General features: G+C 54.3%; 20 protein-coding genes, 1 tRNA gene, 1 rRNA gene and 1 pseudogene. 8 read left to right on the top strand and 15 right to left on the bottom strand.

Annotation, left to right across the window (positions count from 1 at the left end; all coding sequences use genetic code 11):
* Nucleotides 1-30: 30 nt before the first annotated feature.
* Genes citG through G163CM_RS21785 form a run of 8 tightly spaced genes read right to left on the bottom strand, consistent with a single transcriptional unit; the run spans nt 31 to nt 7,373 of the window.
* Nucleotides 31-852 carry a triphosphoribosyl-dephospho-CoA synthase CitG gene (gene citG / locus G163CM_RS21820; protein WP_231826269.1) on the bottom strand — a complete coding sequence of 274 codons (822 nt, stop codon included), beginning with the start codon at nt 850-852 and terminating at the stop codon, nt 31-33.
* Nucleotides 830-1,369 carry a citrate lyase holo-[acyl-carrier protein] synthase gene (gene citX / locus G163CM_RS21815; RefSeq protein ID WP_231826268.1) on the bottom strand — a complete coding sequence of 180 codons (540 nt, stop codon included), beginning with the start codon at nt 1,367-1,369 and terminating at the stop codon, nt 830-832. Before citX ends, citG begins: the two co-directional genes overlap by 23 nt.
* Nucleotides 1,369-2,892 carry a citrate lyase subunit alpha gene (citF, locus tag G163CM_RS21810; protein ID WP_231826267.1) on the bottom strand — a complete coding sequence of 508 codons (1,524 nt, stop codon included), beginning with the start codon at nt 2,890-2,892 and terminating at the stop codon, nt 1,369-1,371. Before citF ends, citX begins: the two co-directional genes overlap by 1 nt.
* 10 nt (nt 2,893-2,902) lie before the next feature.
* Complete coding sequence (citE, locus tag G163CM_RS21805; protein WP_231826266.1) at nt 2,903-3,778, bottom strand: citrate (pro-3S)-lyase subunit beta; 876 nt, start codon at nt 3,776-3,778, stop codon at nt 2,903-2,905.
* Nucleotides 3,778-4,068 carry a citrate lyase acyl carrier protein gene (citD, locus tag G163CM_RS21800; RefSeq protein ID WP_231826265.1) on the bottom strand — a complete coding sequence of 97 codons (291 nt, stop codon included), beginning with the start codon at nt 4,066-4,068 and terminating at the stop codon, nt 3,778-3,780. Before citD ends, citE begins: the two co-directional genes overlap by 1 nt.
* An 18-nt stretch (nt 4,069-4,086) precedes the next feature.
* On the bottom strand, nt 4,087-5,109 hold the full coding sequence (citC, locus tag G163CM_RS21795) for a [citrate (pro-3S)-lyase] ligase (RefSeq protein ID WP_231826264.1): 1,023 nt from the start codon (nt 5,107-5,109) through the stop codon (nt 4,087-4,089).
* Between the two features lie 15 nt (nt 5,110-5,124).
* Nucleotides 5,125-5,988, bottom strand: coding sequence for a fumarylacetoacetate hydrolase family protein (locus G163CM_RS21790; RefSeq protein WP_015963045.1), 864 nt, complete (start codon nt 5,986-5,988; stop codon nt 5,125-5,127).
* 23 nt (nt 5,989-6,011) lie between these two features.
* On the bottom strand, nt 6,012-7,373 hold the full coding sequence (locus G163CM_RS21785; RefSeq protein ID WP_015963044.1) for a 2-hydroxycarboxylate transporter family protein: 1,362 nt from the start codon (nt 7,371-7,373) through the stop codon (nt 6,012-6,014).
* Nucleotides 7,374-7,695: 322 nt separating this feature from the next.
* On the opposite strand from G163CM_RS21785, the gene G163CM_RS21780 reads away from it, so the two are divergent.
* Nucleotides 7,696-9,333 carry an ATP-binding protein gene (locus G163CM_RS21780; protein WP_231826263.1) on the top strand — a complete coding sequence of 546 codons (1,638 nt, stop codon included), beginning with the start codon at nt 7,696-7,698 and terminating at the stop codon, nt 9,331-9,333.
* Nucleotides 9,323-10,015, top strand: a complete 693-nt coding sequence (locus G163CM_RS21775) for a response regulator (RefSeq protein ID WP_231826262.1) — start codon at nt 9,323-9,325, stop codon at nt 10,013-10,015. The genes G163CM_RS21780 and G163CM_RS21775 overlap by 11 nt, the downstream gene beginning before the upstream one ends.
* 16 nt (nt 10,016-10,031) lie before the next feature.
* Here the strand turns inward: G163CM_RS21775 and G163CM_RS21770 are convergent, their stop codons facing one another.
* Entirely contained in the window at nt 10,032-12,167 is a 2,136-nt protein-coding gene (locus G163CM_RS21770; RefSeq protein WP_231826261.1) for an ornithine decarboxylase, read from the bottom strand.
* 259 nt (nt 12,168-12,426) lie between these two features.
* Here G163CM_RS21770 and G163CM_RS21765 point away from each other — a divergent pair, with 259 nt between their 5' ends.
* From G163CM_RS21765 to G163CM_RS21755, 3 genes are all read left to right on the top strand, one after another.
* On the top strand, nt 12,427-13,137 hold the full coding sequence (locus G163CM_RS21765) for a DUF554 domain-containing protein (RefSeq protein ID WP_231826260.1): 711 nt from the start codon (nt 12,427-12,429) through the stop codon (nt 13,135-13,137).
* A gap of 104 nt (nt 13,138-13,241) precedes the next feature.
* Nucleotides 13,242-13,317 (top strand) — tRNA-Phe (locus G163CM_RS21760).
* A gap of 147 nt (nt 13,318-13,464) precedes the next feature.
* Nucleotides 13,465-14,721: a tyrosine-type recombinase/integrase gene (locus G163CM_RS21755; RefSeq protein WP_231826259.1), complete on the top strand. Its 1,257-nt coding sequence runs from the start codon at nt 13,465-13,467 to the stop codon at nt 14,719-14,721.
* A gap of 1,069 nt (nt 14,722-15,790) precedes the next feature.
* Here G163CM_RS21755 and G163CM_RS21750 read toward each other — a convergent pair.
* Nucleotides 15,791-16,588 (bottom strand): integrase domain-containing protein, encoded by a 798-nt coding sequence (locus G163CM_RS21750; RefSeq protein ID WP_231826258.1) that lies wholly within the window; start codon nt 16,586-16,588, stop codon nt 15,791-15,793.
* A gap of 275 nt (nt 16,589-16,863) precedes the next feature.
* Here G163CM_RS21750 and G163CM_RS21745 point away from each other — a divergent pair, with 275 nt between their 5' ends.
* Nucleotides 16,864-17,016: a hypothetical protein gene (locus G163CM_RS21745; protein ID WP_231826257.1), complete on the top strand. Its 153-nt coding sequence runs from the start codon at nt 16,864-16,866 to the stop codon at nt 17,014-17,016.
* Nucleotides 17,017-17,440: 424 nt separating this feature from the next.
* Here G163CM_RS21745 and G163CM_RS21740 read toward each other — a convergent pair.
* Nucleotides 17,441-17,694, bottom strand: a pseudogene (locus G163CM_RS21740) (helix-turn-helix domain-containing protein).
* A complete protein-coding gene (locus G163CM_RS21735) occupies nt 17,691-18,152 on the bottom strand; it encodes a hypothetical protein (RefSeq protein WP_000246270.1) in 462 nt (153 codons plus the stop codon). Before G163CM_RS21735 ends, G163CM_RS21740 begins: the two are co-directional and overlap by 4 nt.
* Before the next feature lie 521 nt (nt 18,153-18,673).
* Here G163CM_RS21735 and G163CM_RS21730 point away from each other — a divergent pair.
* Both G163CM_RS21730 and G163CM_RS21725 read left to right on the top strand, forming a co-directional pair.
* Complete coding sequence (locus G163CM_RS21730; RefSeq protein ID WP_231826256.1) at nt 18,674-22,807, top strand: RHS element core protein; 4,134 nt, start codon at nt 18,674-18,676, stop codon at nt 22,805-22,807.
* A gap of 17 nt (nt 22,808-22,824) precedes the next feature.
* Entirely contained in the window at nt 22,825-23,289 is a 465-nt protein-coding gene (locus tag G163CM_RS21725; RefSeq protein WP_231826255.1) for a hypothetical protein, read from the top strand.
* 701 nt (nt 23,290-23,990) lie between these two features.
* On the opposite strand, the gene G163CM_RS21720 is transcribed toward G163CM_RS21725, so the two are convergent.
* The 3 genes from G163CM_RS21720 to rrf all read right to left on the bottom strand — a co-directional run bounded on the left by G163CM_RS21720 (nt 23,991) and on the right by rrf (nt 25,651).
* A complete protein-coding gene (locus G163CM_RS21720; RefSeq protein WP_231826254.1) occupies nt 23,991-24,479 on the bottom strand; it encodes a GNAT family N-acetyltransferase in 489 nt (162 codons plus the stop codon).
* A complete protein-coding gene (locus tag G163CM_RS21715; RefSeq protein ID WP_231826253.1) occupies nt 24,476-24,769 on the bottom strand; it encodes a type II toxin-antitoxin system TacA family antitoxin in 294 nt (97 codons plus the stop codon). Before G163CM_RS21715 ends, G163CM_RS21720 begins: the two co-directional genes overlap by 4 nt.
* Before the next feature lie 766 nt (nt 24,770-25,535).
* Nucleotides 25,536-25,651, bottom strand: a 5S ribosomal RNA gene (gene rrf, locus G163CM_RS21710).
* Between the last annotated feature and the right edge of the window lie 27 nt (nt 25,652-25,678).

The following is a 25,678-nucleotide window of genomic DNA, read 5'->3' as shown; positions in this document are numbered from 1 at the left end:
TCATTAACCCCTTCCTTTTTTCGGAAGGGGTTAATATTTACATCCGCCCAGCACCCACGCCACCGATAATAAGTCCGCGCTTCCACCCGGGCTTAAATTGCGGGCAATCAGTTGTTTATCCATTTCAACCAGATCATTGTGCTGCCAGCCTCGTGCTAACAGTTGTTGCGAATAGTTTTGTACATAGCGCATCCCTGCCATTCCGCCCCTGGACACCAGATTGCTGTCGGGATTCACCTTCATCAAACGCAGCAGCATTTCATGCATCGCGCGCGGGTTCCAGTAAGGCAACACATGGCGCATCACCGTCGCAAACCCGCTTTCAGCCTCGCCGCGCGCGCCGGTCAGGCCGAACTGATGGAACTGTTTTTCACCTGCTGTTGCTCTACTCTGGCGGCTGGCTAATTCCCGCTGAACCATTCCCTGGCATAACCCGCTTACCTGCGAAGAAAGCGACAATGCATTAATCTGGCTCCCTTTTTCCGCCAGACGTCCGGCGGCAAAGCACAGCAGGCCTAATGCGAAAATACCGCCTTTATGCGTGTTTACCCCGTGGGTTGCGCGCAGCATAGCCTGTTCGCAGGCGATGCCGATGGGGCGCAGCAAGGCGAGCTGCTCGCTATCGGTACGCAGGGCAAACTCACGCCCCGCGTCGTCAAAGCGCGCAAACCACGGCGAGATGGCCTGTATACTTCGCACAAACAACGCGTGGTCCATGTCACGATGCGAACCGTTATTGTTTTTATCCACCAGCCCTGGCTTCGGCGTTAGCTCAAGCTCCTGCCACAGCGCCTCTTCTGCCAGCGCCGCCACGTTGATGACGCGGGGTTTAGTCGCGAGCAAACCAGCCATCAATCAGACCCTCCACACGGGCGACAACCTCTTCAACCGGATGGGCGCGCGAGCGGGCGCAGGCGTGCGCGGCTTCGTCGCAAATCAGGCAACGACGCATATGGGAACCCAGCGATAAGCGCCCTACGTGGCCGTTTTGCGGGCAGATCACATCCAAATCCCACAACCGCCCCAGCGGGTGAGTTTGCTCCAGCGCCGCACAGTGCGCTTTGATTTCCGGCGCCTGATGCGCAACGCACCATAGCGCTTCCGGGCCTGTGGGCAGCCACAGCACCTGACGGTCGAGAACCTTCCAGCCATTGCCCCACAGCATCTGGTCGCAGGCCTGTAGCGCCACGCCCATCGTATTGCGATAGCGAATGCTGTCTTTCACCGCGCCGGGCGTCACCAGCGTCAGCGAAATCAGCGATTGTTGATAGTGTTGCAGCCAGTCAGCCTGACGCGCGGCGCGGCGCTCCTTTGCCGCCAACAGCGCATCGAGACTGACGCCCTCAACATCGGGCGTCATCGTTTCCATTATGCGTACTCCTTCACCTGACGGACGACGTCAATCACGCTGCCGTCGCGATAGCGGATCACGCCGACAATTTTGTCGGTAAATTCAATCGGTTTCGGGTTGCCGGTCAGAGAAATCGCGCGTTGATAAAGGTCGTCGATATCCACCACTTTTAGCCCCGCCGCCAGCAGGCGCTCGCGAATTTCCGGGCGTGCCGGATTCACCGCGATGCCGTGGTCGGTGACCAGCACATCAATGCTTTCGCCGGGCGTTAAGCGGGTTGTCACGCGTTTCACCACCGTTGGAATGCGGCTGCGCAGGAGCGGCGCAACGACAATGGTGAGGTTGGCCGCTGCCGCCACGTCGCAGTGTCCGCCGGATGCGCCGCGCATTACGCCGTCGGAACCGGTGATCACGTTGACGTTAAAATCGACGTCGATCTCCAGCGCGCTCAGAATCACCACATCCAGTTGGTCACAGCAGGCGGCTTTACTGCCTGGGTTGGCGTAAACGTTGGTGGAGATTTCGACGTGATTCGGATTTCGCGCCAGCGACGCTGCAGCCTGGCCGTCGAAGCACTGGGTATCAAGCAGTTTGCCAATCAGCCCTTTCTCGTGAAGATCGACCAGGCTGCCGGTGATTCCGCCGAGCGCGAAACTGGCTTTGACGCCGCTGCGCTCCATTTTCTCTTCCATAAAGCGTGTGCAGGCGGTCGCCGCCGCGCCGGAACCGGTTTGCATCGAGAAACCATCACGGAAGTAGCCGGAGTGCTCAATCACATCCGCCGCATAACGCGCAATCATCAGTTCGCGCGGGTTGCTGGTCACGCGCGCCGCCCCAACGCTGATTTTCTCCGGGTCGCCAACGCTCTCCACCTTCACGATGTAATCCACCTGATCCTGCACCAGGCTTGCCGGCATATTAGGGAACGGCACCAGTTCTTCGGTCAGCAGCACCACTTTACGGGCATACTGCGCATCCACCATCGCATAGCCCAGCGAGCCGCAGCACGATTTCCCCTGCGTACCGTTGGCGTTGCCGAATTCGTCGCTGCACGGTACGCCAAGAAATGCCACGTCGATATTCAGCTCACCGTCCTGAAGCAGCTTCACGCGGCCCCCGTGGGAGTGGATTTGTACCGGCTCATCCATCAAACCGTGGGAGATGGCATCTGCCAGTTTGCCGCGCATGCCGGACGTATAAATCCGCGTAATCACGCCACTTTCGATGTGCTCAATCAACGCGTCGTTGCAGGTCATCAGCGAACTGGAGGCCAGGGTCAGATTTTTAAAACCCATTTTCGCCAGCAGAGCGACCACAGTGTTAATCACCCGGTCGCCTTCCCGGAACGCATGGTGGAAGGAGATGGTCATGCCGTCACGCAGGCCGCTACGTTCAATCGCCTGTTCCAGCGAGTCGCAAAGTTTGCGTTGATGTTTCGTTTCCAGGTTATCCAGCCACGGCGTGGCGCTGTGTGCGGTATCAAAAGGTTTTAACGCCCGCAGATGCGGGAAATTCACATGAAGAAGTTCTGTCTGATTCATTTTTCTGTCCTTAACGACGCACGCCGGACGCGGCAGCGCGTTCCAGCACTCGCTGCGCGTGGTTAATAATCGGTGCATCGACCATTTTTCCGTTGAGCGACACAACGCCCAGGCCGTTACGTTCGCCCTCTTCCGCCGCTTCAATCACGCGCTGCGCGTGGTCCACTTCCTGCTGCGTTGGCGCATAGGCGTTATGCAGCAGGTCAATCTGGCGTGGGTTAATCAGCGATTTTCCGTTGAAACCCATTTTGCGGATCAGTTCGACTTCGCGCAGGAAACCGGCTTCGTCATTGACGTCTGACCACACCACGTCGAACGCATCGATCCCTGCGGCACGGGCCGCATGCAGGACGGCGCAACGCGCGTAGAACAACTCGGTGCCGTCGCTGCGCTCGGTTTGCATATCCATCACGTAGTCGAACGCCGCCAGTGCGATACCAATCAGACGCGGGGAGCTGCGGGCAATCGCCACGGCATTGATAACGCCCACGGCAGATTCAATCGCCGCCATCACGCCCGTGGAGCCCACTTCGCGCCCGCATTCACGCTCAATGCGCTCAAGGTGGCCTTCGAGTTCGAAGATATCTTCCGGGGTATCGGTTTTTGGCAGGCGAATGACATCAACGCCCGCACGTACCACCGCTTCGAGATCCGCCAGGCCAAACGGCGTACTCAGCGGGTTAATACGCACCACGGTTTCGATATCCTGATACATCGGGTGTTGCAGAGCATGGAACACCAGCAGGCGCGCGGTGTCTTTCTCACGCAGCGCCACGGCGTCTTCCAGGTCGAACATGATGGAGTCGGGGCGGTAGATGAATGCGGTAGAGAGCATGGCGGCGTTTGCGCCGGGTAAAAACAGCATACTGCGGCGAAGTTTATTCATTAGAGCGCCTCCCAGGCGATGGTTTTTTCATCGGCAGCGCGCAGGAGCGCACTTTGCAAACGGGCACGGATGACACAATCCAGCGCGCCTTTGTCTTCGATGATAATGAGCCCCTGCGCCACGCCCATGCGCTGTAACGTCTCGTCAACTACCCGGCGGATCTGCTCGCCAAACTGTTTAATCACTTCACTGTGGATGACAATCTCCAGCTCGCCGTCGGCGGGGGTGATTTTCACCATCAGGTCGCTGGACTCCTGCGTACCGGCCAGCGCCTCCCTTACTATTTTCATGATGTATTCCCTGAATGTTTACGCCACTTCCACCGCGCCGTAATGCGCTTCCAGGTGGGCGAAAGTGGTTTCTGGTACGATCTCCCGAATACGGGAAAACTGTTCTGTTTTTAATAACCTGCGCACTTCGGATGCGGAAATTGCGCTGCCGGTTGCCCGGATACGCGGCACTTCCACCACCTCAATATGGCCCGCCAGCAACTGATGCAGCGTTTCGTTGTACTGGCGCGTGACGTCGCAAAACGGTTCAGAGCCGATAAAACGGTGGGTGATCCCTAACGCCGGGGCGATATGGTCGCGGAAAATCAGTGCGTCGATTTCACTCCAGGCGCGCTGCACCTTGCCGGTCTCTTTCAGAAAGTAGGCCGGAAACGTGGCGCGGGAGATGATGTACTGCGAACCTTCATGCACCGTGACATTCGGCAGATGGGCTACGCCTGCGCGCACCATCGCCAGCCGGGCGCTAAACGGGAAGAATGACGCGTCTTCTTGTACGACAAAGAGATGCAGCCAGTCGCAGCGCGATGCCGCCAGTTCAACCAAATGGCGATGCCCCAGCGTGAATGGATTAGCGTTCATGACGATGGCACCCGTGCGCACGCCTTCATGGCGATAACGTTGCAGCGAGCGACAGTAACGAGCGATCCCCTGCGGCGTGTTTTCCATCAGCACGGCATTACTGCCGCTTTGCGCAATCGGCCAGAAGCCGCTGTGCTGAAACCGCTGTGCATTGCAGGGGCGGGTGCACAGGAAGAGGTGAAAGTGACCGCGTTCCATGGCCACGTTTTCCACTTCCGCCAGCAACTTCGCGCTGAGGTTTTCGCCGCGGAGTTGCTTATCCACCGCCACACATTTGATAACGTTAGCGGCAAGGCCCGCGCAGCCCACCAGCTGCGAATCGGACCAGGCTTCTACAAACAACGTGATGTCGGCATCCATGCCCAGGCCGCTGTCCGCCAGAAGCTGGCGGATCTGAATCAGACGTGCCGGGTGTTTAGCGACTTCCGTCACCCTGAAGTCGATTGCGGGTTGCGACTGCATCCTGTCACCTGCCGGTTAGTGTGCTGCCGTCAGCGTCTGCGCTGGCGCTTCCATAATCACATTGCTGAGGTGACCGATATGTTCAATCTCGACTTCAATGCGATCGCCTTCGTGCATAAACAGCGGCGGATTGCGCTTTTTACCGACGCCGCCAGGTGAGCCGGTGATGATCACGTCGCCCGGGCTTAAACGGGTGAAGGTGCTGATGTACTCAATCAATTCGGCGACTTTGTGGATCATGCTGCTGGTGTTGTCTTCCTGCACCATGCGGCCATTGAGCCAGGTGCGGATCGCCAGTTGATGCGGGTCAGGAATTTCGTCAGCCGTCGCCATCCACGGGCCAAAAGCCCCGGTCTGGCGCCAGTTTTTCCCGGCGGTAAACCAGGTGTGCTGCCAGTCGCGCGCCGAGCCGTCCATATAGCAGCTGTAACCCGCCACGTGGTTCAGCGCGTCATCACGGGTAATATTTTCGCCACCTTTACCAATGATGACCGCCAGTTCACCTTCGTAATCGAACTCATTGGAGCTGCGCGGTTTCAGTACCGGCGAGTTGTGGCCGGTTTGCGAATCCGGGAAACGCACGAACAGCGTGGGCGCCGGGTTGTGCTGGTCAAACTCTTTGCGTTTTTCGGCGTAGTTCATGCCCACACAGAGGATCTTTTCCGGATGCTCAATCACCGGTAAGAAGGTGATCGCCTCCATGTTCAGATCGGCCGGTTCATTGGCGAACAGGCGGGCCTGAGTTAAACCATCGCCCTGTAACAGCGCCTTGAGGTCGCTGTAGCGGTCGCCAAGACGGCGACCTAAATCCACCACACCTTCGGCATTGACGATGCCGTAGCTGCGATTACCCTGATATGTAAAGCTTGCGAGTTTCATTGTTCTTTTCCTGCGTACATCAATTAAACAAGGAAGTTGCCGAGTACCAGCAGCGAGACGGAGACGTTAATCGCGCCGCCGATACGCGTGGCAATCTGGGCGAATGGCATCAGGCTCATGCGGTTGCCTGCGGTCAGAATCGCCACGTCGCCGGTACCGCCCTGGCCGCTCTGGCAGCAGGAGACGATGGCGACATCAATGGGGTGCATACCGATTTTTTTACCGACGAAGAAGCCTGTGGCAACCAGCGCAGAGACGGTGCTGACAATCACCAGCAGGTTGCTGATAGTGAATGCGTTAACCAATTCCTGCCATGGGGTAATGGCCACACCAACAGCGAAGAGAATCGGATACGTAACGGAAGTCTGGAAGAACTTGTACACCACCTGCGAGCCTTCCAGCAGGCGCGGAGACGCCCCGTTACACAGCTTGACCAGCACCGCGACAAACAACATGCCAACCGGCGCAGGCAGGCCAATCAGCTTGTGGCCGAGCATGCCAATCATGTAGAGCAGCACCGCCAGCAATGCGCCAGACGCAATGGTGGTGACATCCGTTTTGCCAGAGACAACAGGCTGTGAAGAGGTGGTATCTGCATTTGCGCGATTCGGCATCAACTGGCCTTCACCGGTCAGATGCGGGTAGCGTTTACCCAGTTGGTTAAGGCAACCGGAGATAATAATCGCCGTCAGGCCGCCGAGCATAACCATCGGCAGAACGCGTCCCAGCGCAACGCCCTGGTCCATATGCAGCAGCGTGGCATAACCGATGGAAAGCGGGATCGCCCCTTCCCCGACGCCGCCCGCCATAATCGGCAGAATGATAAAGAAGAAGATCTGAAACGGTTCCATCCCTAACGCCAGGCCGACGCCCATTCCCACAATCATGCCGACGATTTCGCCACACAGCATCGGGAAGAAGATGCGCAGGAAGCCCTGAATCAGCACCGTGCGGTTCATGCTCATAATGCTGCCAACGATAATGCAGCAGATATAGAGATAGAGAATGTTGGTCGATTTGTAGAATTTGGTGGTGGACTCGACCACGACATCCGGCAGCAGCCCGTAGTAGACCATCGCGGACGGAATAAAGGTGGCGCAAATCGCCGCCGCGCCCAGCTTGCCGACGATAGGCAGGCGTTTACCAAATTCGCCACAGGCAAAACCAAAGAACGCCAGGGTGGCGACCATCACCACAATATCGCTCGGCAGCTTGCCGCCTAAACAGTCGATGGCAATCAGTACACCGGCCAGTAAGAACAGCGGCAGCGGGATAATACCCACTTTCCACGTATCCATAATGTGCCACCAGCGCTCTTTCAGCGCCGGGCGCTGCATATCTATTGGGTCGTGAGGTACAGAGAAAGAATCATCAGTTGTGCTCATAATAAGCCCCTTGGTTATTTTTCACGTTCAGCTTAGGGCTACGAAGGCATACTTTATGTGAGGGAATGCATATTAAAACCAGAGTTTTAATGGCATCTATGGTTTTTAAGGTTTCTTTTATTTTGTGTGACTTACCGCTTATTTATTAGCGTGGTTTTTATGGTTTCTTTTATTAAATCGCGAATAAATACTTTCCTGCATGAATTATTTTCGCAAAGCTTCGGGGGGATGTGCAAAGGCTCACAACTTTCCCTAAAAACAGAAGCCACCCGTACAAAAGGTGATACATTAGGCGTTCCAGTTGCTAACGTGCGTGATAGTCATGAAGTTGTCATTCCAGATAAAACTGTTTATATCGCTGGTAGCCTTTTTCTCGGTGCTGTTTGCATTATTGGGTGGCTATTATTATGTCGATATGGAAAGACAGCTTTATCAGGAAATGAGCGGGCGCGCCAGAATACAGGCAGAAGAGATTGCGCTTATTCCTTCACTGCGTCAGGAAGTCGCCGATAAAGATATTGCCGCAATTAAAACGTATATGCAGAAACTGGCCGCGCACAGTGACGCCAGCTTTATTGTAATTGGTGATAATAAAGGAATGCATCTGTTTCATTCGGTGTTTGAGGACCGCGTAGGAAAAGAACTGGTCGGCGGCGATAACACCGAGGTGCTGGCCGGAAAAAGTACCACCACCATTCGCAAAGGTGGGCTTGGGATCTCTTTACGCAGCAAAGCGCCTATTCTGAATGACGCCGGTCAGGTGGTTGGGATTGTTTCGGTGGGGTACCTTACCAGCTACCTTGACGCGATTACGGTGAACAAAGTCGTTAATATTCTGCTGGCCGCCGTGCTGCTGCTGATCGCCCTGTTTATCTTTTCATGGTTCTTCACCCGCAGCATCAAAAAGCAGATTTTCTCGCTGGAGCCGCGCGAAATTGGCCTGCTGGTGCGTCAGCAAAAAGCGATGATGGAATCCATCTACGAAGGCGTTATCGCCATTGATAAAAACTGCCGAATCGAGGTGATTAACCAGGCCGCGAGAAAGCTGCTTTCGCTGAGCCAGCCGACGCGCCATCTGCGCGGGCAGCATATCAGCGAGGTCATCTCGCCCGTGCCGTTTTTTGCCCCTGAAACCATGCTCGCCCGCGATACGCATGACGAAATCTGCCACTTTAATCAGTCGATGGTTATCGCCAGCCGGGTACGCATCATGCTTGAGAACGAGCTTCAGGGCTGGGTCATCACTTTTCGCGATCGCAACGACATCGACTCGCTGAGCGCGCAGCTTAGCCAGGTGAAGCGCTATGTCGATAACCTGCGCATCATGCGTCATGAACAGCTTAACCGCATGACAACCTTATCTGGCCTGCTGCATATGGGCCGCTATGAAGAAGCGATTAGCTACATTCAGGCGCAGTCTGAACACGCGCAGGAGCTGCTGGATTTTATCTCCTCACGCTTTGCTTCGCCGACCCTGTGCGGGCTGCTGCTGGGTAAAGCCGCACGCGCACGTGAGAAAGGCGTTAAGCTGGCGTTTGATCCTGCCTGCCTGATGGACAAGCCCTTCACGACGCTGAGCGAAACGGAGCTGATTTCCATTATCGGTAACCTGCTGGACAACGCGATCGAAGCCACCCAGCGCTCTGCGCTACCGCACTCGCCGGTTGAAGTGCTGATAAAACTCACTGAACATGAGCTGATTATCGAAGTGGCGGATCAGGGCGTCGGCATCGCCCCTGAACTGCGCGAACGCATTTTTGAACGCGGCATTACGACCAAAAAACACGGCGACCATGGCATTGGCCTCTACCTGATTGAAAGCTATGTCACTCAGGCAGGCGGTGCAATAGAAGTGGCGGATAACACGCCGCGCGGCGCCATTTTTTCTCTTTTCATCCCCGCAGGGGGAGAGGCACGACGCGCCACGCCAGCGCAGGAAGAGACTGATTATGCAACATGAACTTATCGATGTACTGATCGTTGAAGATGAAAACGAACTGGCCCAGCTTCATGCGGAACTGATTAGCAAGCACCCGCGATTGCGCCTGGTGGGGATCGCCGGATCGCTCGCCGAGGCGCAGACGCAGCTTGCGGAAAAGCAGCCGCAGCTGGTTTTGCTGGATAACTATTTGCCGGATGGCAAAGGCATCACGCTTATCAATAATCCCCTGGTGGCGCGGGCCAACTGTTCGGTAATTTTCATTACCGCCGCCAGCGATATGGACACCTGCAGCCAGGCCATTCGCAACGGGGCGTTCGACTATATTCTCAAGCCGGTATCGTGGAAGCGGTTGAGCCAGTCGCTGGAACGCTTTGTGCAGTTTAACGAGCAACAGCGCGTGTGGAAGATAGTTGATCAGCAGAACGTTGACTCGCTCTATCAGTTGCAGGCGAAAAATTATCGCCAGGACGGCGGCAGTAAGGGCATTGAAGAGAATACGCTGGCGCGGGTGCAAAAACTGTTTAATGACCAACCGGCGTACTGCTTCTCGGTGGATGAGGTGGTGAGCGAGACCGGGTTGAGTAAGACCACTGCACGCCGCTATCTGGAACACGGCGTGGATAACGGTTTTCTGAGCGTTGAGATGCAGTACGGCAAGATTGGGCATCCGCGCAGGATGTATAAGCGGAGTGCGGCCTGAGAGGCCGCTCCCACAATTACTTCAACATATAGCCAAATAAACGCTCGATTCCATCGGCATCGGTTTCGCTGTAAACCCCCTGCAACTCCGGTGAGAAGCCCGGCAGCAGGTTTACGCCCTCTTCCAGCGCCAGGAAGTAACGTTGGACCGCACCACCCCATACTTCGCCAGGCACCACACAGAGGACGCCTGGCGGGTACGGTAGCGCGCCTTCCGCAGCAATCCGCCCTTGCGCTTCACTGATGCGAACCAGTTCCACGTTGCCACGAATAAACTCACGGTTGGCATCCTGCGGGTTCATCACCACCTTCGGCAGGCTCTCTTTGCGGAACATCGCCTTTTGCAGATCTTTTACGGCAAAGCTGACATAAAGATTGTGCATCTCCTGGCACAGTTCACGAAGGGTGTAATCGCGATAACGCACCGGATATTTGTTGAATATCGTCGGCAGTACGTCAGCCAGCGGCGTGTCGTCTTCGATGTGCTGTTCAAACTGGGCCAGCATCGCCACCAGTTGCGCCAGCTTCTCGCGGCTCTCGGCAGGCGTCAGCAGGAATAAAATGGAATTGAGATCGCACTTCTCGGGCACGATACCGTTCTCGCGCAGGTAGTGCGCCAGAATGGTCGCCGGGATCCCGAACGCCGTATATTCGCCGGTCGTGGCGTCGATCCCCGGCGTGGTGAGCAGCAGTTTGCAGGGGTCAACAAAGTACTGATCCTGCGCGTAACCTTCAAATCCGTGCCAGCGCGCACCTGGCGCAAAACTGAAGAACTTACGATCGCTGGCAAGCGTTTGAGTCGAATAACTCTGCCATGGGCGGCCATCCACCTCTGGCGGCACGAAGGGTTGGATCATCTTGCAGTTAGCAATGATCGCTTTACGCGCGTCGATCCCCAGCTCAACGCATTCTGCCCACAAACGACGCCCGCTTTCACCTTCATGAATTTTGGCGTTGATATCCAGCGCGGCAAACAGCGGATAGAACGGGCTGGTTGAGGCGTGAAGCATGAAGGCATTATTCAGCCGCTTGTGCGGGCAAAAACGCGCCTGACCACGAATGTGGTTATCTTTTTTGTGGATCTGCGAGGTCTGGGAGAATCCGGCCTGCTGCTTGTGCACCGATTGGGTGACGAAAATACCCGGATCGTTCTCGTTAAGTTCCAGCAGCAGTGGAGAGGTATCGGCCATCATATCGATAAACTGCTCGTAGCCGACCCACGCGGAATCAAACAGAATGTAGTCGCAGAGATGACCGATTTTATCCACCACCTGACGCGCATTATAGATAGTGCCGTCGTAGGTGCCGAGCTGGATCACCGCCAGGCGGAAGGGACGCGCGTCCTCCGCTTTTTCCGGCGCAACGTCGCGGATGAGCTCACGCAGATAGCTATCATTAAAACAATGTTCGTCAATCCCGCCGATAAAACCGAACGGGTTACGTGCGGCTTCCAGATAGACCGGCGTCGCCCCGGCCTGAATCAGCGCGCCGTGGTGGTTGGATTTGTGATTGTTGCGGTCGAACAGCACCAGGTCGCCGCGCGTCAGCAGTGCGTTGGTGACGACTTTATTCGCGGCCGACGTGCCATTAAGTACAAAATAGGTTTTGTCGGCATGGAATACCTTTGCCGCGAATTTCTGCGCATCTTTCGCGGAGCCTTCGTGGATCAGTAAATCGCCCAGTTTGACATCGGCGTTGCACATATCGGCGCGAAAAACGTTCTCACCGAAGAAATCATAGAACTGGCGGCCCGCCGGGTGTTTTTTGAAAAACTCGCCGTGCTGATGGCCTGGGCAGGCGAACGTGCTGTGCCCCATTTCGACATACTGGCTCAGCGTATCGAAGAACGGCGGCAGTAGATTTTCTTCATAGCGACAGGCAGCGGATTCCAGCTCCAGCCACTCCTGTGCTTTGCCGGTGATCACCGCATCAACGCCCGCTGGGGCATCTACCCCCTCAGTCGCCAGCAAAAAGACCGGCAGGTTAAACCCGGTGCGCTTAAGCAGCGCCAGAATGCCACTACGGCTGTCCATCACGGTTATGACGACTGCCGCGACGTCGGTAAAGTCGGTACTGTCCAGTGCCACCACGCGACGGTGGGTGGAGAGTTGAGAGACCAGCTCCGCGCTGGCGGCAATATGCAGTGATTTCATCGGCGCAACAACCCATTTCGGAAAAGGAGAAACCAGGACAAGACTTTCAGTCTTGCCCCGCGAAACATCAGGGGCCTAACGGAGTACCAGCCTTAGCGATAATGGCATGGCTGGAGAAAAATCGCGCAATCATGGCACCTTTCACCGGGAGGGGCAAGATGAAAACCCTCGGGCCGCGAATGTTGATTTAACCCACACTGAACCGATTAACCAGGCCATAATAGCTTCATACTGAAGGAATCATTTTACAGGAGCCAGCGTGGTTATTGGGCCATTTATTAATGCCGGAGCCGTCTTGTTAGGCGGCATCCTCGGCGCACTTCTCAGCCAGCGTTTACCGGAACGTATTCGCAGCTCCATGACCTCTATTTTTGGTCTGACATCGCTTGGGATTGGCATCTTACTGGTAGTGAAGTGCGAGAACCTTCCGGTGATGGTGTTAGCGACATTACTGGGAACACTCATCGGCGAGTTCTGTCTGCTCGAGAAAGGTATCAACAACGGCGTCAGCAAGCTGAAGACGCTGCTGTCGCGCAAGAGTAAGAGCCACAATAATCAGGAGACGTTTATTCAAAGCTACGTCGCCATTATTGTGCTGTTTTGCGCCAGCGGTACGGGGATCTTCGGCGCGATGCGGGAAGGGATGACCGGCGATGCGTCGATTCTTATCGCCAAAGCGTTTCTTGATTTCTTTACCGCGACGATCTTCGCCTGCACGCTGGGCATTGCCGTTTCGGCGATCGCGGTGCCAATGCTGGTGATCCAATTGGCACTGGCGTTCAGCGCGTCGCTGTTATTACCGCTTACCACGCCGATGATGATGGCCGACTTCACCGCCGTCGGCGGCATGCTGCTACTGGCGACCGGGCTGCGGATTTGCGGTATCAAGATGTTTGCCGTGGTGAATATGCTACCGGCCCTGATACTGGCGATGCCGATTTCCGCCTTGTGGACTGCCTTTTTCGCCTGAGTCGCGTGCAAATGCAGCAAGGTGATGATATATTGCGCAATTCGCATCAAAATTTATAAATTACGTTGACGCGGAGAGGTGAATAAGGTTTAATGCGCCTCGTTGCCCGGATAGCTCAGTCGGTAGAGCAGGGGATTGAAAATCCCCGTGTCCTTGGTTCGATTCCGAGTCCGGGCACCACTTTTCCTTTTTTATGCTTCTCTATGAGTCTCTATATGTATGAAATTCAATAGGTTAGCGTAAAAATCTTTCCCGATATGTTTTGATTTGTTCCTATATATCCGGGAAATTTGGGGTCTTTCAGTTCGATGAACTAAAGAGACCCATATGGCCCTGACTGATAGTAAAATCCGCGCAGCAAAGCCCTTCGCAAAATCCTACAAGCTCACCGACTCGCAAGGTCTGTACCTGACAGTATCCACCAGCGGTTCTAAGCTGTGGTATTTTCGCTATTTCTTTGGTGGCAAAGAAAGCCGTCTGGCTTTTGGCCCCTATCCACAGATTATGCTGGCAGAAGCCCGCGAAAAACGCGATGCGGCGCGTAAGCTGCTGGCATCCCGCGTTAACCCTTCTCAGTTACGCAAATCCGAAACCGTTGACGCCTCCCGGACGTTTCAGTTTATCGCCACCGCGTGGCATACCAGTTGCCTGAAGCTCTGGTCGGAAAATCACGCTGATAAAATTCTTACCTGCCTGAAACGCTATGTTTTCCCCGATATCGGCGCGATGGATATTGCGAAGATTGAGACCCGGCATCTGGCGCAGCTTGTGAAAGCCATTGACGATAAAGGCGTGCATGACGTTGCCGGGCGGGTGCGCCAGCATCTGACCAAAATCATGCGCCACGCCGTGCAGCAGGGGATTATCAAATATAACCCGGCTTATGATTTGGATGGCGTCGTGACCCCGGTTGTGACCCAGCATCACCCCGCCCTGCCCCTGAAACGCCTGCCGGAGTTGCTGGAGAAGATGGATGGTTATAAAGGCCGGGAACTGACCCGGCTGGCGCTGGAGCTGAATCTGCACGTGTTTCTGCGCTCCAGCGAGCTGCGGCTTGCCCGCTGGGATGAGTTCAATCTGAAAGCCCATATCTGGACGGTGCCAGCAAAGCGTGAAGCGGTGAAGGGCGTGCGGTTTTCGGAGCGTGGCGCAAAGATGAAGGATGAGCATCTGGTGCCGCTGTCCGCGCAGGCGGTGGAGTTACTGAAGCGGATTAAGGCGATCACTGGCGAGTCGGTTTTCGTTTTTCCGGGTGCACATTCGCTGGAGAAGCCGATGAGCGAAAATACCATTAACAAGGCGTTGCGGGTAATTGGCTATGACACCAAAGCGGAGGTTTGCGGTCACGGTTTCAGAACGATGGCCTGTAGCGCCCTGAACGAGTCGGGGCTGTGGTCAAAGGACGCTATCGAGCGGCAGATGAGCCACAAGGAGCGCAACGGCGTGCGGGCGGCGTATGTGCATAAGGCCGAGCATCTGGAAGCGCGAATAGAAATGATGCAGTGGTGGTCGGATTATCTGGATGTGAGCCGTGAGGGATATGTTGCACCGTATATTTATGCGCGGCAGCATAAGGCAGCCTGAGTCAAAAATAACGTAAATTATTAAAATGGAAAAGCAGATCCTGATTGATCGGGATCTGCCTTTTTTGTATTGAGAGATATTGCCGCTGTTTTTATTATTATTAATTGGGAAGCGCCCAAAATTATTCGCTGGTGAATAATTTTGGGTGAAAACCTATCAATATATAACCCATCAATAGGTAACTGACTTCCGTGATTAACGTGTTAATCATGGAAGATGAAAATCTATCAATAAGCAATTTTTTCACGGAGATACCGATTAATATATATTCCAGAAGTTGCGCCACAAAATAACAGGCAGTCCTTTCTGAAACACATTAAAACTGTACCAGACATGCAGAGACAAAATAATCTGCACCAGCCCCGGATAATCGGTTATCTGCACCAGTGTCCCGCCACTTTACCTATTCGGGAGTGCGCCAGTTTCTGGCCCTTTGGTTTTCGGCCCTTTCCGGTCAGGCGCTGTTACCCTTATCGCCCCTTAACCTTTATGACCCTTTCCCTTTCTGGTGCAACCAGTTTATTCAGAAATGCACCATGACAGTCTGTACCAGATTGTATTCTCACCACCGGATAACGATCACAGAGCGCAAAAAACAACATGAAGCACCGAAGATTGTTAATCTATATGTAGCAGGTTATGGTGTCAAAAACTGTCGCAGCATTTTTTATAAAATTATGAGACAATCTGTGATCATACAATATATGTCACAGGATGCAGGAAAACACAGAGAGAATTATTCAGATATAATCCTGCGCCAGAATTAATGTGATGCCCCGGTGAATTTACATTTTAAAATTTCCCTGTCCTGTAACATCGGTAAAAACGATTGAAACACCAGCTATTAATCGCGATCGTTTCGAGTGATTACCGGGTAATCACTATAATATTCCGGCAAGCCACATTGGTTCAGCAGGAAAATCCGATCTGTTGATATTTATTCGTCATGCCGTAACGATATTTTCACAATGCAAACCCACTTCCCCCTGCGCCAGATCCGGTACAGAGGGTACGATAAATCGCTGTCGTTACGCAGTAACGTACTATTTTGCGCAATTCATGAAAGCCGTTATTCCTCCTTCCAGCGGTAGCCGTACACCTGTTTCACCCAGCGACCGCGACCGTCGCCGTGGCCCAGATCCGTCGCCGTCAGCGCCAGCGATTCCTTCTCGCTGAATCCCTGCGCCAGATAATGGTGGATCGCGTCCTGCGCCCACGCATAACGCAGGGAGTGCGGGGAAAATTCCCCCTTCAGCCCCGCCTTAATGGCCTGTTTGTGCCAGCTCTCCAGCGCCGTTTTAAGGTCTGGCTTGTCGATCAGCCTGCCATTGCGCTGTCTGGCGATCGGTAATGCGTTTTCCACCGATTTCCTGACTGCGCCAGCGTCCAGGATCGTCGTATAACGTGGACGCCCGCCTTTGGTGCCAAACACCACTTTCAGCCGGGTTTCGCCACGGGAAATGGCTTTCAGCCACGTTTTCAGCGACTGCGAACTCTGTACCGCCTCCTGCGAGCGTAACCCCATCAGCCGCGCAATCTCCAGCGCCGCAGCCAGCCCCGCATCCTCAGCGCGGGCTTTCTCCATCACCTGCTGGTAATGTTCCGGCGTGATGGCGCGGCGCGTGCCGTTGCGTGAAGCGCCCGACAGCCCCAGCGCCTTATTGGTCAGGCGTGGATGCTCCAGCCGTTCCTCAATGTAGCATTCGATATGGCGAACCTTGATCTGCTCCACCCGCTGGATCTGGATATTCAGCGCCCGTAAATGTTCACTGAACCGTTTTGTAATATGGATACGGTCATTCACCGTTTTGAAGCTGCCGCCCGCTTTCTTCGCCAGCGCCTTCATTTCACTGCTTAATTTGCTCATGACAACCCCTGCAACAAAAACAAACTGTCTCCGGCGTGTGCTTTTTGGCTGCGCCAGAACGATACCTTCACGCCGGAGTGGCAGTTTGTTAAGGTTTAGGGAGTTTCAGGCTGTACGCGGTACAGACTGCCTGCCGAAACAGGAAATTCTCCGGGGCGTCGTGCCCCCCTCGGTATCGATCTTTTTCTCCTCTTACTCTGGGCTGACAGCGGCCCCAAAGGGCATGTCAGGCGGCGGAAATATGGCGCAGGCCAGAACTGGCGCGGCTTGCGGCGGTGAGTTGTGCGGCGTCACTTTGCCCTGTCGCTGGCGCGACCAAAGTGACGCCTCGTCTGGTGCAGGGGGTAAACGTTGCGTTTCTGGTGCAGGGTGACGGTCACGCGGCAGCAAAGCCTGACGGCAATGCAGGCCGCAGCCCGTCAATGTAAGGCGCTGGTTGTCAGCAGAAGATAAAACCCGGCAAAGCCAGAGTGTCAGCCCGTAAAGCCGGGTATCTGGTGCAGTGATGGTGTATATGTACGTCAGTCTCAGATGCAGGTATTTTTGCATCCCCGGCGTTTTCAGAGATCAACGCCGGTAAAGGATGCCATGCTGGCGAAGCCAGGCGCTTCTTTCAGACGTGAAGCGACAAAGGGACTGCCCGGAGGCAGTTTGTTGCAGGCGGGAGACTGCGCCATTATTTCTGGTGCAGGAAGGAAAAACTGTTTCCGGGTTTAAAAGATTGTTTGCTTACCTGGTGACGGAAAAACTGCCGCGCTTCGCTTGTCTTCTCCCGGCGCGCTGCCAGCAAAAGCAGGCAGCGCGCCGGGAGAGTCTGGTTTTACTGTAACAGTGCGCCTGACGGTTCAGCCATCAGGATCGGCGTTTTTGCATGAGTCTTCCGGTACGGTTGCCCCGATCATCGATGTATCCGGACGGCCAGATAATTTCCGGTGATGTTTCCAGCGCATCCGCAATCAGTTTTCGCCGCGCGGCCTGGAGCGGGTCAGCGCATTTGCCAGCGTGGAAGACGCCAGCCCGGCCCTGCGGGAAACCTCAGCCAGCGATGTTCCCTTTTTTCTCAGGCCCGCGATAATATCGGCGGGGTGCCAGTCGGGTTGCATCATGCTGGCCTCCCGTCGATAACCTGTATGCCGTCAGCAGTACGTATCCAGCGTGGGGCGTTCAGATCGGCGGCAAAATACCAGACCAGTTCGCACAGCAGCCCGGTCAGCGTGGTTTCGGTTTCCGGCAGCAGCGCGTGGCCGTTCAGTATCTGCGTCAGCGCCAGGCAGTAATCGCAGAGTGATCCTGCATCAGGCTCAAAACCGGGTGAAACATCGGGAAGATCATTCGTAATAAACCCGTCAATCAGATGTGGTGGGATCGGCTCGTTCAGCGTGGGCCGCAACAGTGCAAGACAGGTATTAAGCCTGCCACAGAGCGCCGTTTTCAGCGCCGGATCGCGGCACTCGATGAGCGTTGTGGCAACGCGATCGCAGTACTCCGCCAGATCGGTGAAATCGGTAGCGGCACTAAAGGGAACAGCAAGTAAATTGCATTCAGAGGTGAGAGTAGTCGCCATAAGGACGTCTCCAGTGAGTGATAAATATTCCAGCCACTGGAGAGGCTAATCTCACGGGTGGTGGAACCGGACGGGGTTAGCCTTACCAGCCTCACTGACACTGGCGCGCCTTTCGACGCCCCCGCCCGATCCCACCATTGAGATGAGACCGTGCGCGACACACAAATATTGTATCGTCAGTGAGGATCTTCAGGAGGCTAATCCCGACGCCTGATTTTGCAGGCGCGGCGCAACGATACAATGTTCGGTAATTTGCAGCAAGAGGTTTAGCGGAAGCAGACGCACAGGAAAATACAATCACGTGATAAATATTAAATACAATTATATTTATATAAAATAAATATTGATCAATATGCAGACACTTTGCAGTAAATATCCTGTCAGTTAATTCGTCCCGTTGATATCAGTCAAAAAAATAAATGTAAAAAGAGCGTATTTCGTCTCATACAGTAACGTTATTTATCATTTTGTCCGGTGCCGCCAGCATCAGGCCAGATGAACCATAAAAAAGGATATCAGCGATGAGCGGAAAACCGGCAGCACGTCAGGGCGATGCCACAATGAAAGGTGGCCCGATAGTCCAGGGGTCGGCAGGCGTGAGGATTGGCGCGCCAACCGGCGTGGCCTGTTCAGTGTGCCCCGGCGGATTCACTTCCGGCAACCCGGTGAATCCGCTGCTCGGTGCAAAAGTACAGCCCGGCGAAACCGATTTCGCGCTGCCCGGCCCGTTACCGTTCGTGCTCTCCCGCACCTACAGCAGCTACCTGACGAAAACCCCTGCGCCCGTCGGTATCTTCGGTCCTGGCTGGAAAGCACCCTTTGATATCCGCTTACAGATACGCGATAACGAACTGATACTCAATGATAACGGTGGCAGAAGCATTCATTTTGAGCACCTTTTTCCCGGTGAGGATGGTTTCAGTCGCAGCGAATTATTCTGGCTGGTACGCGGCGGCGTGGCGAAACTGAATGAAAGTCACCGTCTTGCCCCACTCTGGCAGGCTCTACCGGAAGAACTCCGCCTGAGTCCGCATATTTATCTGGCGACGAACAGTCCGCAGGGGCCGTGGTGGGTACTCGGCTGGAGTGAGCGGGTGCCGGGGGTGGATGAGGTGCTGCCTGTCCCATTGCCGCCGTACCGGGTGCTGACCGGCCTGGTGGACCGCTTCGGGCGCACGCAAACCTTCCACCGTGAGGCCGCAGGCGAATTTACCGGGGAAATCACCGGCGTGACCGATGGTGCAGGCCGTCAGTTCCGCCTGGTGCTGACCACGCAGGCGCAACGGGCAGAAAACGCCCGGCAGCAGGCCATCGCCGCAGGAACGAAAGGATCGGATATCCCGGATTCACTGCCGGACTATACGGAGTATGGCCGGGATAACGGTATCCGCCTGTCAGGGGTGTGGCTGACGCACGACCCGGAATACCCGGAGAATCTGCCCGCCGCCCCCCTGGTACGCTACGACTGGACGGCACGCGGTGAGCTGGCGGCGGTGTATGACCGCAGCGGTACTCAGATGCGCCACTTTACTTACGATGATAAATACCGGGGCCGGATGGTGGCGCACCGTTACGCAGGCAGGCCGGAGATGCGTTACCGCTACGACGACATCGGGCACGTGACGGAACAACGTAATCCGGCGGGTTTAAGCTACACCTATCAGTATGAGAAAAACCGCATCATCATCACCGACAGCCTGAACCGGTGCGAGGTGCTGCATACAGAAGGCGAAGCCGGGCTGAAACGGGTGGTGAAAAAAGAGCACGCTGACGGCAGCGTCACACAGAGTCAGTTCGATTCCATTGGCCGCCTTCTGTCACAGACGGATGCGGCAGGCCGGACGACAGAATACAGTCCGAATGTGGTGACGGGTCTCGTCACACGCATCACCACGCCGGACGGCAGGAAATCGGAATTTTACTATAACAACCAGAACCAGTTAACCTCAGCATCCGGGCCGGACGGGCTGGAAATGCGCAGGAAATATGATGAGTACGGGCGTCTGACGCAGGAAACCGCCCGCAACGGCGATGTCACCCGCTACAGTTATGATAATCCGCACAGTGAATTACCCTCTGCAACTGAAGATGCGACGGGTAGCCGCAAGCAGATGATATGGAGCCGCTACGGTCAGTTGCTGACGTTCACCGATTGCTCAGGCTATAAAACGCATTACGAATACGACCGCTTTGGTCAGATGACGGCGGTCCACCATGAGGAAGGCATCAGCCTTTACCGCAGTTACGACAACCGTAGCCGGTTAGTCTCAACAAAGGACAAGCAGGGCCATGAAACGCGATATGAGTACAACGCCGCTGGCGACCTGACCGCCGTCATCACCCCGGACGGCAACCGGAGCGAGACACAGTACGATGCGTGGGGAAAGGCCGTCAGTACCACCCAGGGCGGGCTGGCGCGCAGCATGGAATACGATGCAGCGGGACGTGTCATCAGCCTGACCAACGAGAACGGCAGCCATACAGAATTTAGCTGGGATGTGCTTGACCACCTGATACAACAGAGCGGCTTTGACGGGCGGACGCAGCGTTACCGTTATGACCTGACCGGGAAACTCACGCAGAGCGAGGATGAGGGGCTGGTCACGCACTGGCATTACGACGAGGCTGACCGGCTGACACACCGCATGGTGAACGGTGATATGGCGGAGCAGTGGCAGTATGACGACCACGGCTGGCTGAGGGAAATCAGCCATCTCAGCGAAGGGCACCGAGTGGCGGTGCATTACGGCTATAACCGTAAGGGACGTCTCACAGGCGAGCGCCAGACGGTACATAACCCGGAGACGGGGGAACTGCTCTGGCAACATGAGACGAAACACGCTTACAACGAACAGGGGCTGGCTAACCGTTTTCAGGCAGACAGCCTGCCACCGGTGGAGTGGCTGACGTATGGCAGCGGCTACCTGGCGGGCATGAAGCTGGGCGACACGCCCCTGGTGGAGTACACGCGGGACAAACTGCACCGGGAGACGGTGCGCAGCTTTGGCAATAACGCCCGGGAACTGACCAGCACTTACACCCCCGCAGGCCAGTTACAGAGTCGGCACCTGAACAGCCTGGTGTTTGATTGTGACTATAACTGGAATGACAACGGCGACCTGGTGCGCATCAGCAGCCCACGACAGACGCGGGAATATGGCTACAGCGCCACGGGCAGGCTGACGAGCGTGCGCACCATCGCCGCGAATCTGGATGTCCGTATCCCGTATGCCACCGACCCGGCTGGCAACCGGTTGCCGGACCCGGAGCTGCACCCGGACAGCACGCTCACGGCGTGGCCGGATAACCGCATCACCGAAGACGCACATTACCTGTACCGCTATGACAGGTATGGCAGGCTGACGGAGAAAACGGACCTTATCCCCGAAGGGGTGAACCGGATGGACGACGAGCGGACGCACAGCTACGAATGGGACAGCCAGCACCGGCTGGTACATTATGTGCGCACGCAGTACCGGGAGACGCAGGCGGAGGGCCGCTATATTTACGACCCACTGGGAAGACGCACCGGGAAACGGGTGTGGAAGCGTGAACCCATACTACCGGGACATAAGCAGACGGCGATGTCGCGCAAACCGTATGTGACGTGGTACGGCTGGGACGGCGACCGGCTGACGACGGTACAGACCGACACCACGCGTATCCAGACGGTATACCAGCCGGGAAGCTTCACGCCGCTCATCCGCATCGAAACAGACAACGGCGAACTGGAGAAAGCGCAGCAGCGGAGCCTGGCGGAGAAGTTACAGCAGGAAGGGAGCGAGGACGGCCACGGTGTGGTGTTCCCGGCGGAGCTGGTGAGGATGCTGGACAGGCTGGAGGGGGAAATCAGGGAAGACCGCGTGAGCAGTGAAAGTCGCCAGTGGCTTGCACAGTGCGGACTGACGGTGGAGCGGCTGGCGGCACAGATAGAGCCGGTTTATTTGCCTGAGCGAAAAATACATCTTTATCACTGTGACCACCGGGGACTGCCACTGGCGCTCATCAGTACCGAAGGGGCAACGGAATGGCGTGGGGAGTATGACGAGTGGGGAAATCAGCTAAATGAGGAGAATCCGCAGCATCTGTTCCAGCCATACCGCCTGCCGGGGCAGCAGTATGATGATGAATCGGGGCTGTACTATAACCGTCACCGGTCCTATGATCCGTTACAGGGACGTTATATTACGCAAGATCCAATAGGGCTGAGAGGGGGGTGGAATTTTTATCAGTATCCGTTGAATCCGGTTGCAGATACAGATCCTCTGGGATTATTTGTACCCTTGGTTGTTGCAGGTGTATGTGCAGGTGGTGGATGTGAGGCAATACTAATAGCCTTGGGGTTGTCGGCTTCCATGGTTGGACAGCAAATGTTGGCAAATTCATCTAACTCAACACAAAATAATAGTTTGACAAAATGCGAGGAGAAAAAAGCTTGCCCTCCCTGTGACCCACCTGTTGGAGAAAAATTTAATATTGATATTCATTATGAAGCTCACATAGGTAGAGGTCTTGCTGATGGTTCTCATGGTTGTTTAGAGAAAACAGGCAGTCCAGTGCATTGGCATTATGATGTGATGGATCAAAATCCTAAAACCTGCGATTGTATTCCGAGACGACATAAATTGGGTGGTTGTGGAATGCCGCCTGTTTAACCATGAGGATTGACTTTATGCTTTCTTATGAGAATGGTGAACCTAACTTCCATGACAATTTAATTCGTGGTGTCTCTTTTGCATCTAATATGGACAGTTTTGACTCTGAATTATATTTTGATATTGATCATATTATTCAATGGGTGAAATGTTCACCTAATGAAAATGAATCTTTATTTCTAATATCTCGAGGGATACTTAAATTTCATAATGTTTCCGATTTATGCATGAACATTTCATGGGGAGACACACAATACAAACAATACTCTGGTTATCAAGGTGGTTTATATATTTCAGATATAAAAAAAGAGTTGGTTAGTTCTTCTTTAGGAGGTAGTGAAGAATACTATCGATGGGATATTAATACAAACAACAAAGATAGTATAATTACATTTGGTGCGTCTTCTTTCTCTTTAGAACTACTTGGCAACCCATTGACAGTTAATCGTCAATATTTATTAAATAATGAGCGATGCATGTAATCGTCCAGTGTTCTCACCATGTTACATAACTTGAAATATCATGTGTATACGCCCAATAAACCTGAAGATGCTTGCTTACCCACCAGCGCAGATTGGGCTGCATCTGGTCTGAGGGGCAACAGATAGCAAGCTGAAGTATCATGAGTATACAATAAATCTGAACCCAGTTTCGTTCAAACAAACGGTGGTCAGTCTGGTTGCCTTGACAAACTTTATTTTTTGTTTTAGCTTACTAATCAGCCTGTTAAAGGCAACGGCGATCCCAATCAGAGTCTCGCCATCATGAGACTTGCCGCAGATTGCCGGCGAGTTCTTTACTTTTTTGCATCAGCATATTACGGATATTCATTAATGACTATGGCGCTCCTGTAAATTTTTCTGACTCGCTGTTTCAGCCAACTGCCTGCAGAATCCATATCGCAACATAAACAAGTCTGAATATATACTCGTGATATTTTAAGTCACATATTGATCGTGTCACTTCATATCAACAAGGCTCTGGCTACTCAATTCTTCAAATATGCAACCTCAAGTTTATTATGTATATCCGATATGAAGATATTCAGGGGGGGGGGATTTTTTCCGCTTCCACGGCATGAGAATTTGGGTAGCTAATCTGGTGTTCCTGACTAATTATTTTTAAATTTATTAATTAGCCTGTTAATAACTACAACGCTCTTTGTCAAAATAAGAGTTATTATTTATGCAATCATAGACAAATCCCCTAATGTCACCATTAACATCATCGGATCAATCGGCGATGGCTCAAACCCCACCCGCAGATAAGACTCCCGCGCTTCGTCAGACAGAGCATGAACCAGCATCCCACGAATGCCGATGGTTTCCGCGACCTGAATCACCCGTAGCCCGGCATCACGCACCAGCGCCCGTCCGATACCCTGACCATGCCGCGATACATCCACCGCTAAACGGCCCAGCACCACAACCGGGATCGGGTCGGGCATATTGCGGCTAAAACGTCCGGGGGCGGTGTTTGTCATTACCGCACTGGAGGCCAGCGAATAATACGCCATCACTTTAGTCGTGTCACAGCAGACAAAGGTACGGGAAGCACCTGTAATTTGGTTTTTCATTGCCCGCTGTTTCAGCCAGTTATCCATCGAATCCACACCGCAACAGAACGAGGTCAGAACATGCCCGGCGTGAAGAGGCTCAGGAGCAGAGATCATTTCTCCTGCTCCCACGGCGCTGCGGTTTGCATGGTTTTACGCAATGCATCGTTTGGCGCGGGGGCCTGATCCAGACGAGTCAGAAACGCCTGATAGGCCTCTGGATCGGCCATAATGATACGCTGTTCAATCAACGCTTCCTCGGCAGCAGCACGGGCGGCTTCCAGCACAAAGTCAGTGCGGTTTTTCCCTCGGGCTTTCGCCGCGCGATCAATGAGATCGCGCTCGGCAGGTCTGATGCGCAGGTTTAGCGTTTCACGCTTGATAGACAGGCTGTTTGCGGCTGGCATGGCGTTATCCTCTGGTGTGTCTCTGGATAATAATTATACACCATGCGTAACGCTGATGTCATTACAGTGATGTAGAGGGAATCGCACCGGAGGATCGAACCGAATATTTTCCTGACCATGTTTCTCATCAATTTGATTTAACAGCAAAAATACGGGTCACTCTCCGGGTCTTGACAATTTCAGGAAAAAAGATTTATGATGAAATTCAACCAACTAGATAACTGAAAGTTCTCGAGTCCGGGCACCACTATTTAAAGAACCCAGCCTATGGCTGGGTTTTTGCTTTTCTGGGGTTTGTACTCCACTCTTCCTGCTTTCCTTCCTTTCCGTTTTTAAATCATCGCTGTAATCCACGAGACGCGTTTTAATCAGTTGGGTGTTGTTCTGGGGCAGGTATCGTTAAGATGTCGTCAGGAAGAGGTTATGCGCGCGGTGTTGCCCGGTGGCGCTTGCGCTTACCGGGCCTACGGGTTCGTGCCATTCGGTGGGGGAGGTTATTCTTTTGTAGGCCGGATAAGGCGCAGCCGCCTTCCGGCGTTGTTTTTTTGCACCAATGCAAAAAGGCCATCCTTGCGGATGGCCTTCTGCTTTATTTGATGCCTGGCAGTTTATGGCGGGCGTCCTGCCCGCCACCCTTCGGGCCGTTGCTTCGCAACGTTCAAATCCGCTCCCGGCGGATTTGTCCTACTCGGGAGAGCGTTCACCGACAAACAACAGATAAAACAAAAGGCCCAGTCTTTCGACTGAGCCTTTCGTTTTATTTGATGCCTGGCAGTTCCCTACTCTCGCATGGGGAGACCCCACACTACCATCGGCGCTACGGCGTTTCACTTCTGAGTTCGGCATGGGGTCAGGTGGGACCACCGCGCTAGTGCCGCCAGGCAAATTCTGTTGTATTAACCCGCTTAT

It is taken from the genome of Pseudocitrobacter corydidari, assembly GCF_021172065.1.
In the GTDB taxonomy this organism is placed as follows: Bacteria; Pseudomonadota; Gammaproteobacteria; order Enterobacterales; family Enterobacteriaceae; genus Pseudocitrobacter; species Pseudocitrobacter corydidari.
Note: the sequence above shows the minus strand (reverse complement) of the source record. Positions and strands in the feature narration are given on the sequence as shown.

Coding starts and splice junctions, on each gene's coding strand:
- citG (WP_231826269.1), bottom strand. CDS start 852: ATGGCTGGTTTGCTCGCGACTAAACCCCGCGTCATCAACGTGGCGGCG.
- citX (WP_231826268.1), bottom strand. CDS start 1,369: ATGGAAACGATGACGCCCGATGTTGAGGGCGTCAGTCTCGATGCGCTG.
- citF (WP_231826267.1), bottom strand. CDS start 2,892: ATGAATCAGACAGAACTTCTTCATGTGAATTTCCCGCATCTGCGGGCG.
- citE (WP_231826266.1), bottom strand. CDS start 3,778: ATGAATAAACTTCGCCGCAGTATGCTGTTTTTACCCGGCGCAAACGCC.
- citD (WP_231826265.1), bottom strand. CDS start 4,068: ATGAAAATAGTAAGGGAGGCGCTGGCCGGTACGCAGGAGTCCAGCGAC.
- citC (WP_231826264.1), bottom strand. CDS start 5,109: ATGCAGTCGCAACCCGCAATCGACTTCAGGGTGACGGAAGTCGCTAAA.
- G163CM_RS21790 (WP_015963045.1), bottom strand. CDS start 5,988: ATGAAACTCGCAAGCTTTACATATCAGGGTAATCGCAGCTACGGCATC.
- G163CM_RS21785 (WP_015963044.1), bottom strand. CDS start 7,373: ATGAGCACAACTGATGATTCTTTCTCTGTACCTCACGACCCAATAGAT.
- G163CM_RS21780 (WP_231826263.1), top strand. CDS start 7,696: ATGAAGTTGTCATTCCAGATAAAACTGTTTATATCGCTGGTAGCCTTT.
- G163CM_RS21775 (WP_231826262.1), top strand. CDS start 9,323: ATGCAACATGAACTTATCGATGTACTGATCGTTGAAGATGAAAACGAA.
- G163CM_RS21770 (WP_231826261.1), bottom strand. CDS start 12,167: ATGAAATCACTGCATATTGCCGCCAGCGCGGAGCTGGTCTCTCAACTC.
- G163CM_RS21755 (WP_231826259.1), top strand. CDS start 13,465: ATGGCCCTGACTGATAGTAAAATCCGCGCAGCAAAGCCCTTCGCAAAA.
- G163CM_RS21750 (WP_231826258.1), bottom strand. CDS start 16,588: ATGAGCAAATTAAGCAGTGAAATGAAGGCGCTGGCGAAGAAAGCGGGC.
- G163CM_RS21735 (WP_000246270.1), bottom strand. CDS start 18,152: ATGGCGACTACTCTCACCTCTGAATGCAATTTACTTGCTGTTCCCTTT.
- G163CM_RS21730 (WP_231826256.1), top strand. CDS start 18,674: ATGAGCGGAAAACCGGCAGCACGTCAGGGCGATGCCACAATGAAAGGT.
- G163CM_RS21725 (WP_231826255.1), top strand. CDS start 22,825: ATGCTTTCTTATGAGAATGGTGAACCTAACTTCCATGACAATTTAATT.
- G163CM_RS21720 (WP_231826254.1), bottom strand. CDS start 24,479: ATGATCTCTGCTCCTGAGCCTCTTCACGCCGGGCATGTTCTGACCTCG.
- G163CM_RS21715 (WP_231826253.1), bottom strand. CDS start 24,769: ATGCCAGCCGCAAACAGCCTGTCTATCAAGCGTGAAACGCTAAACCTG.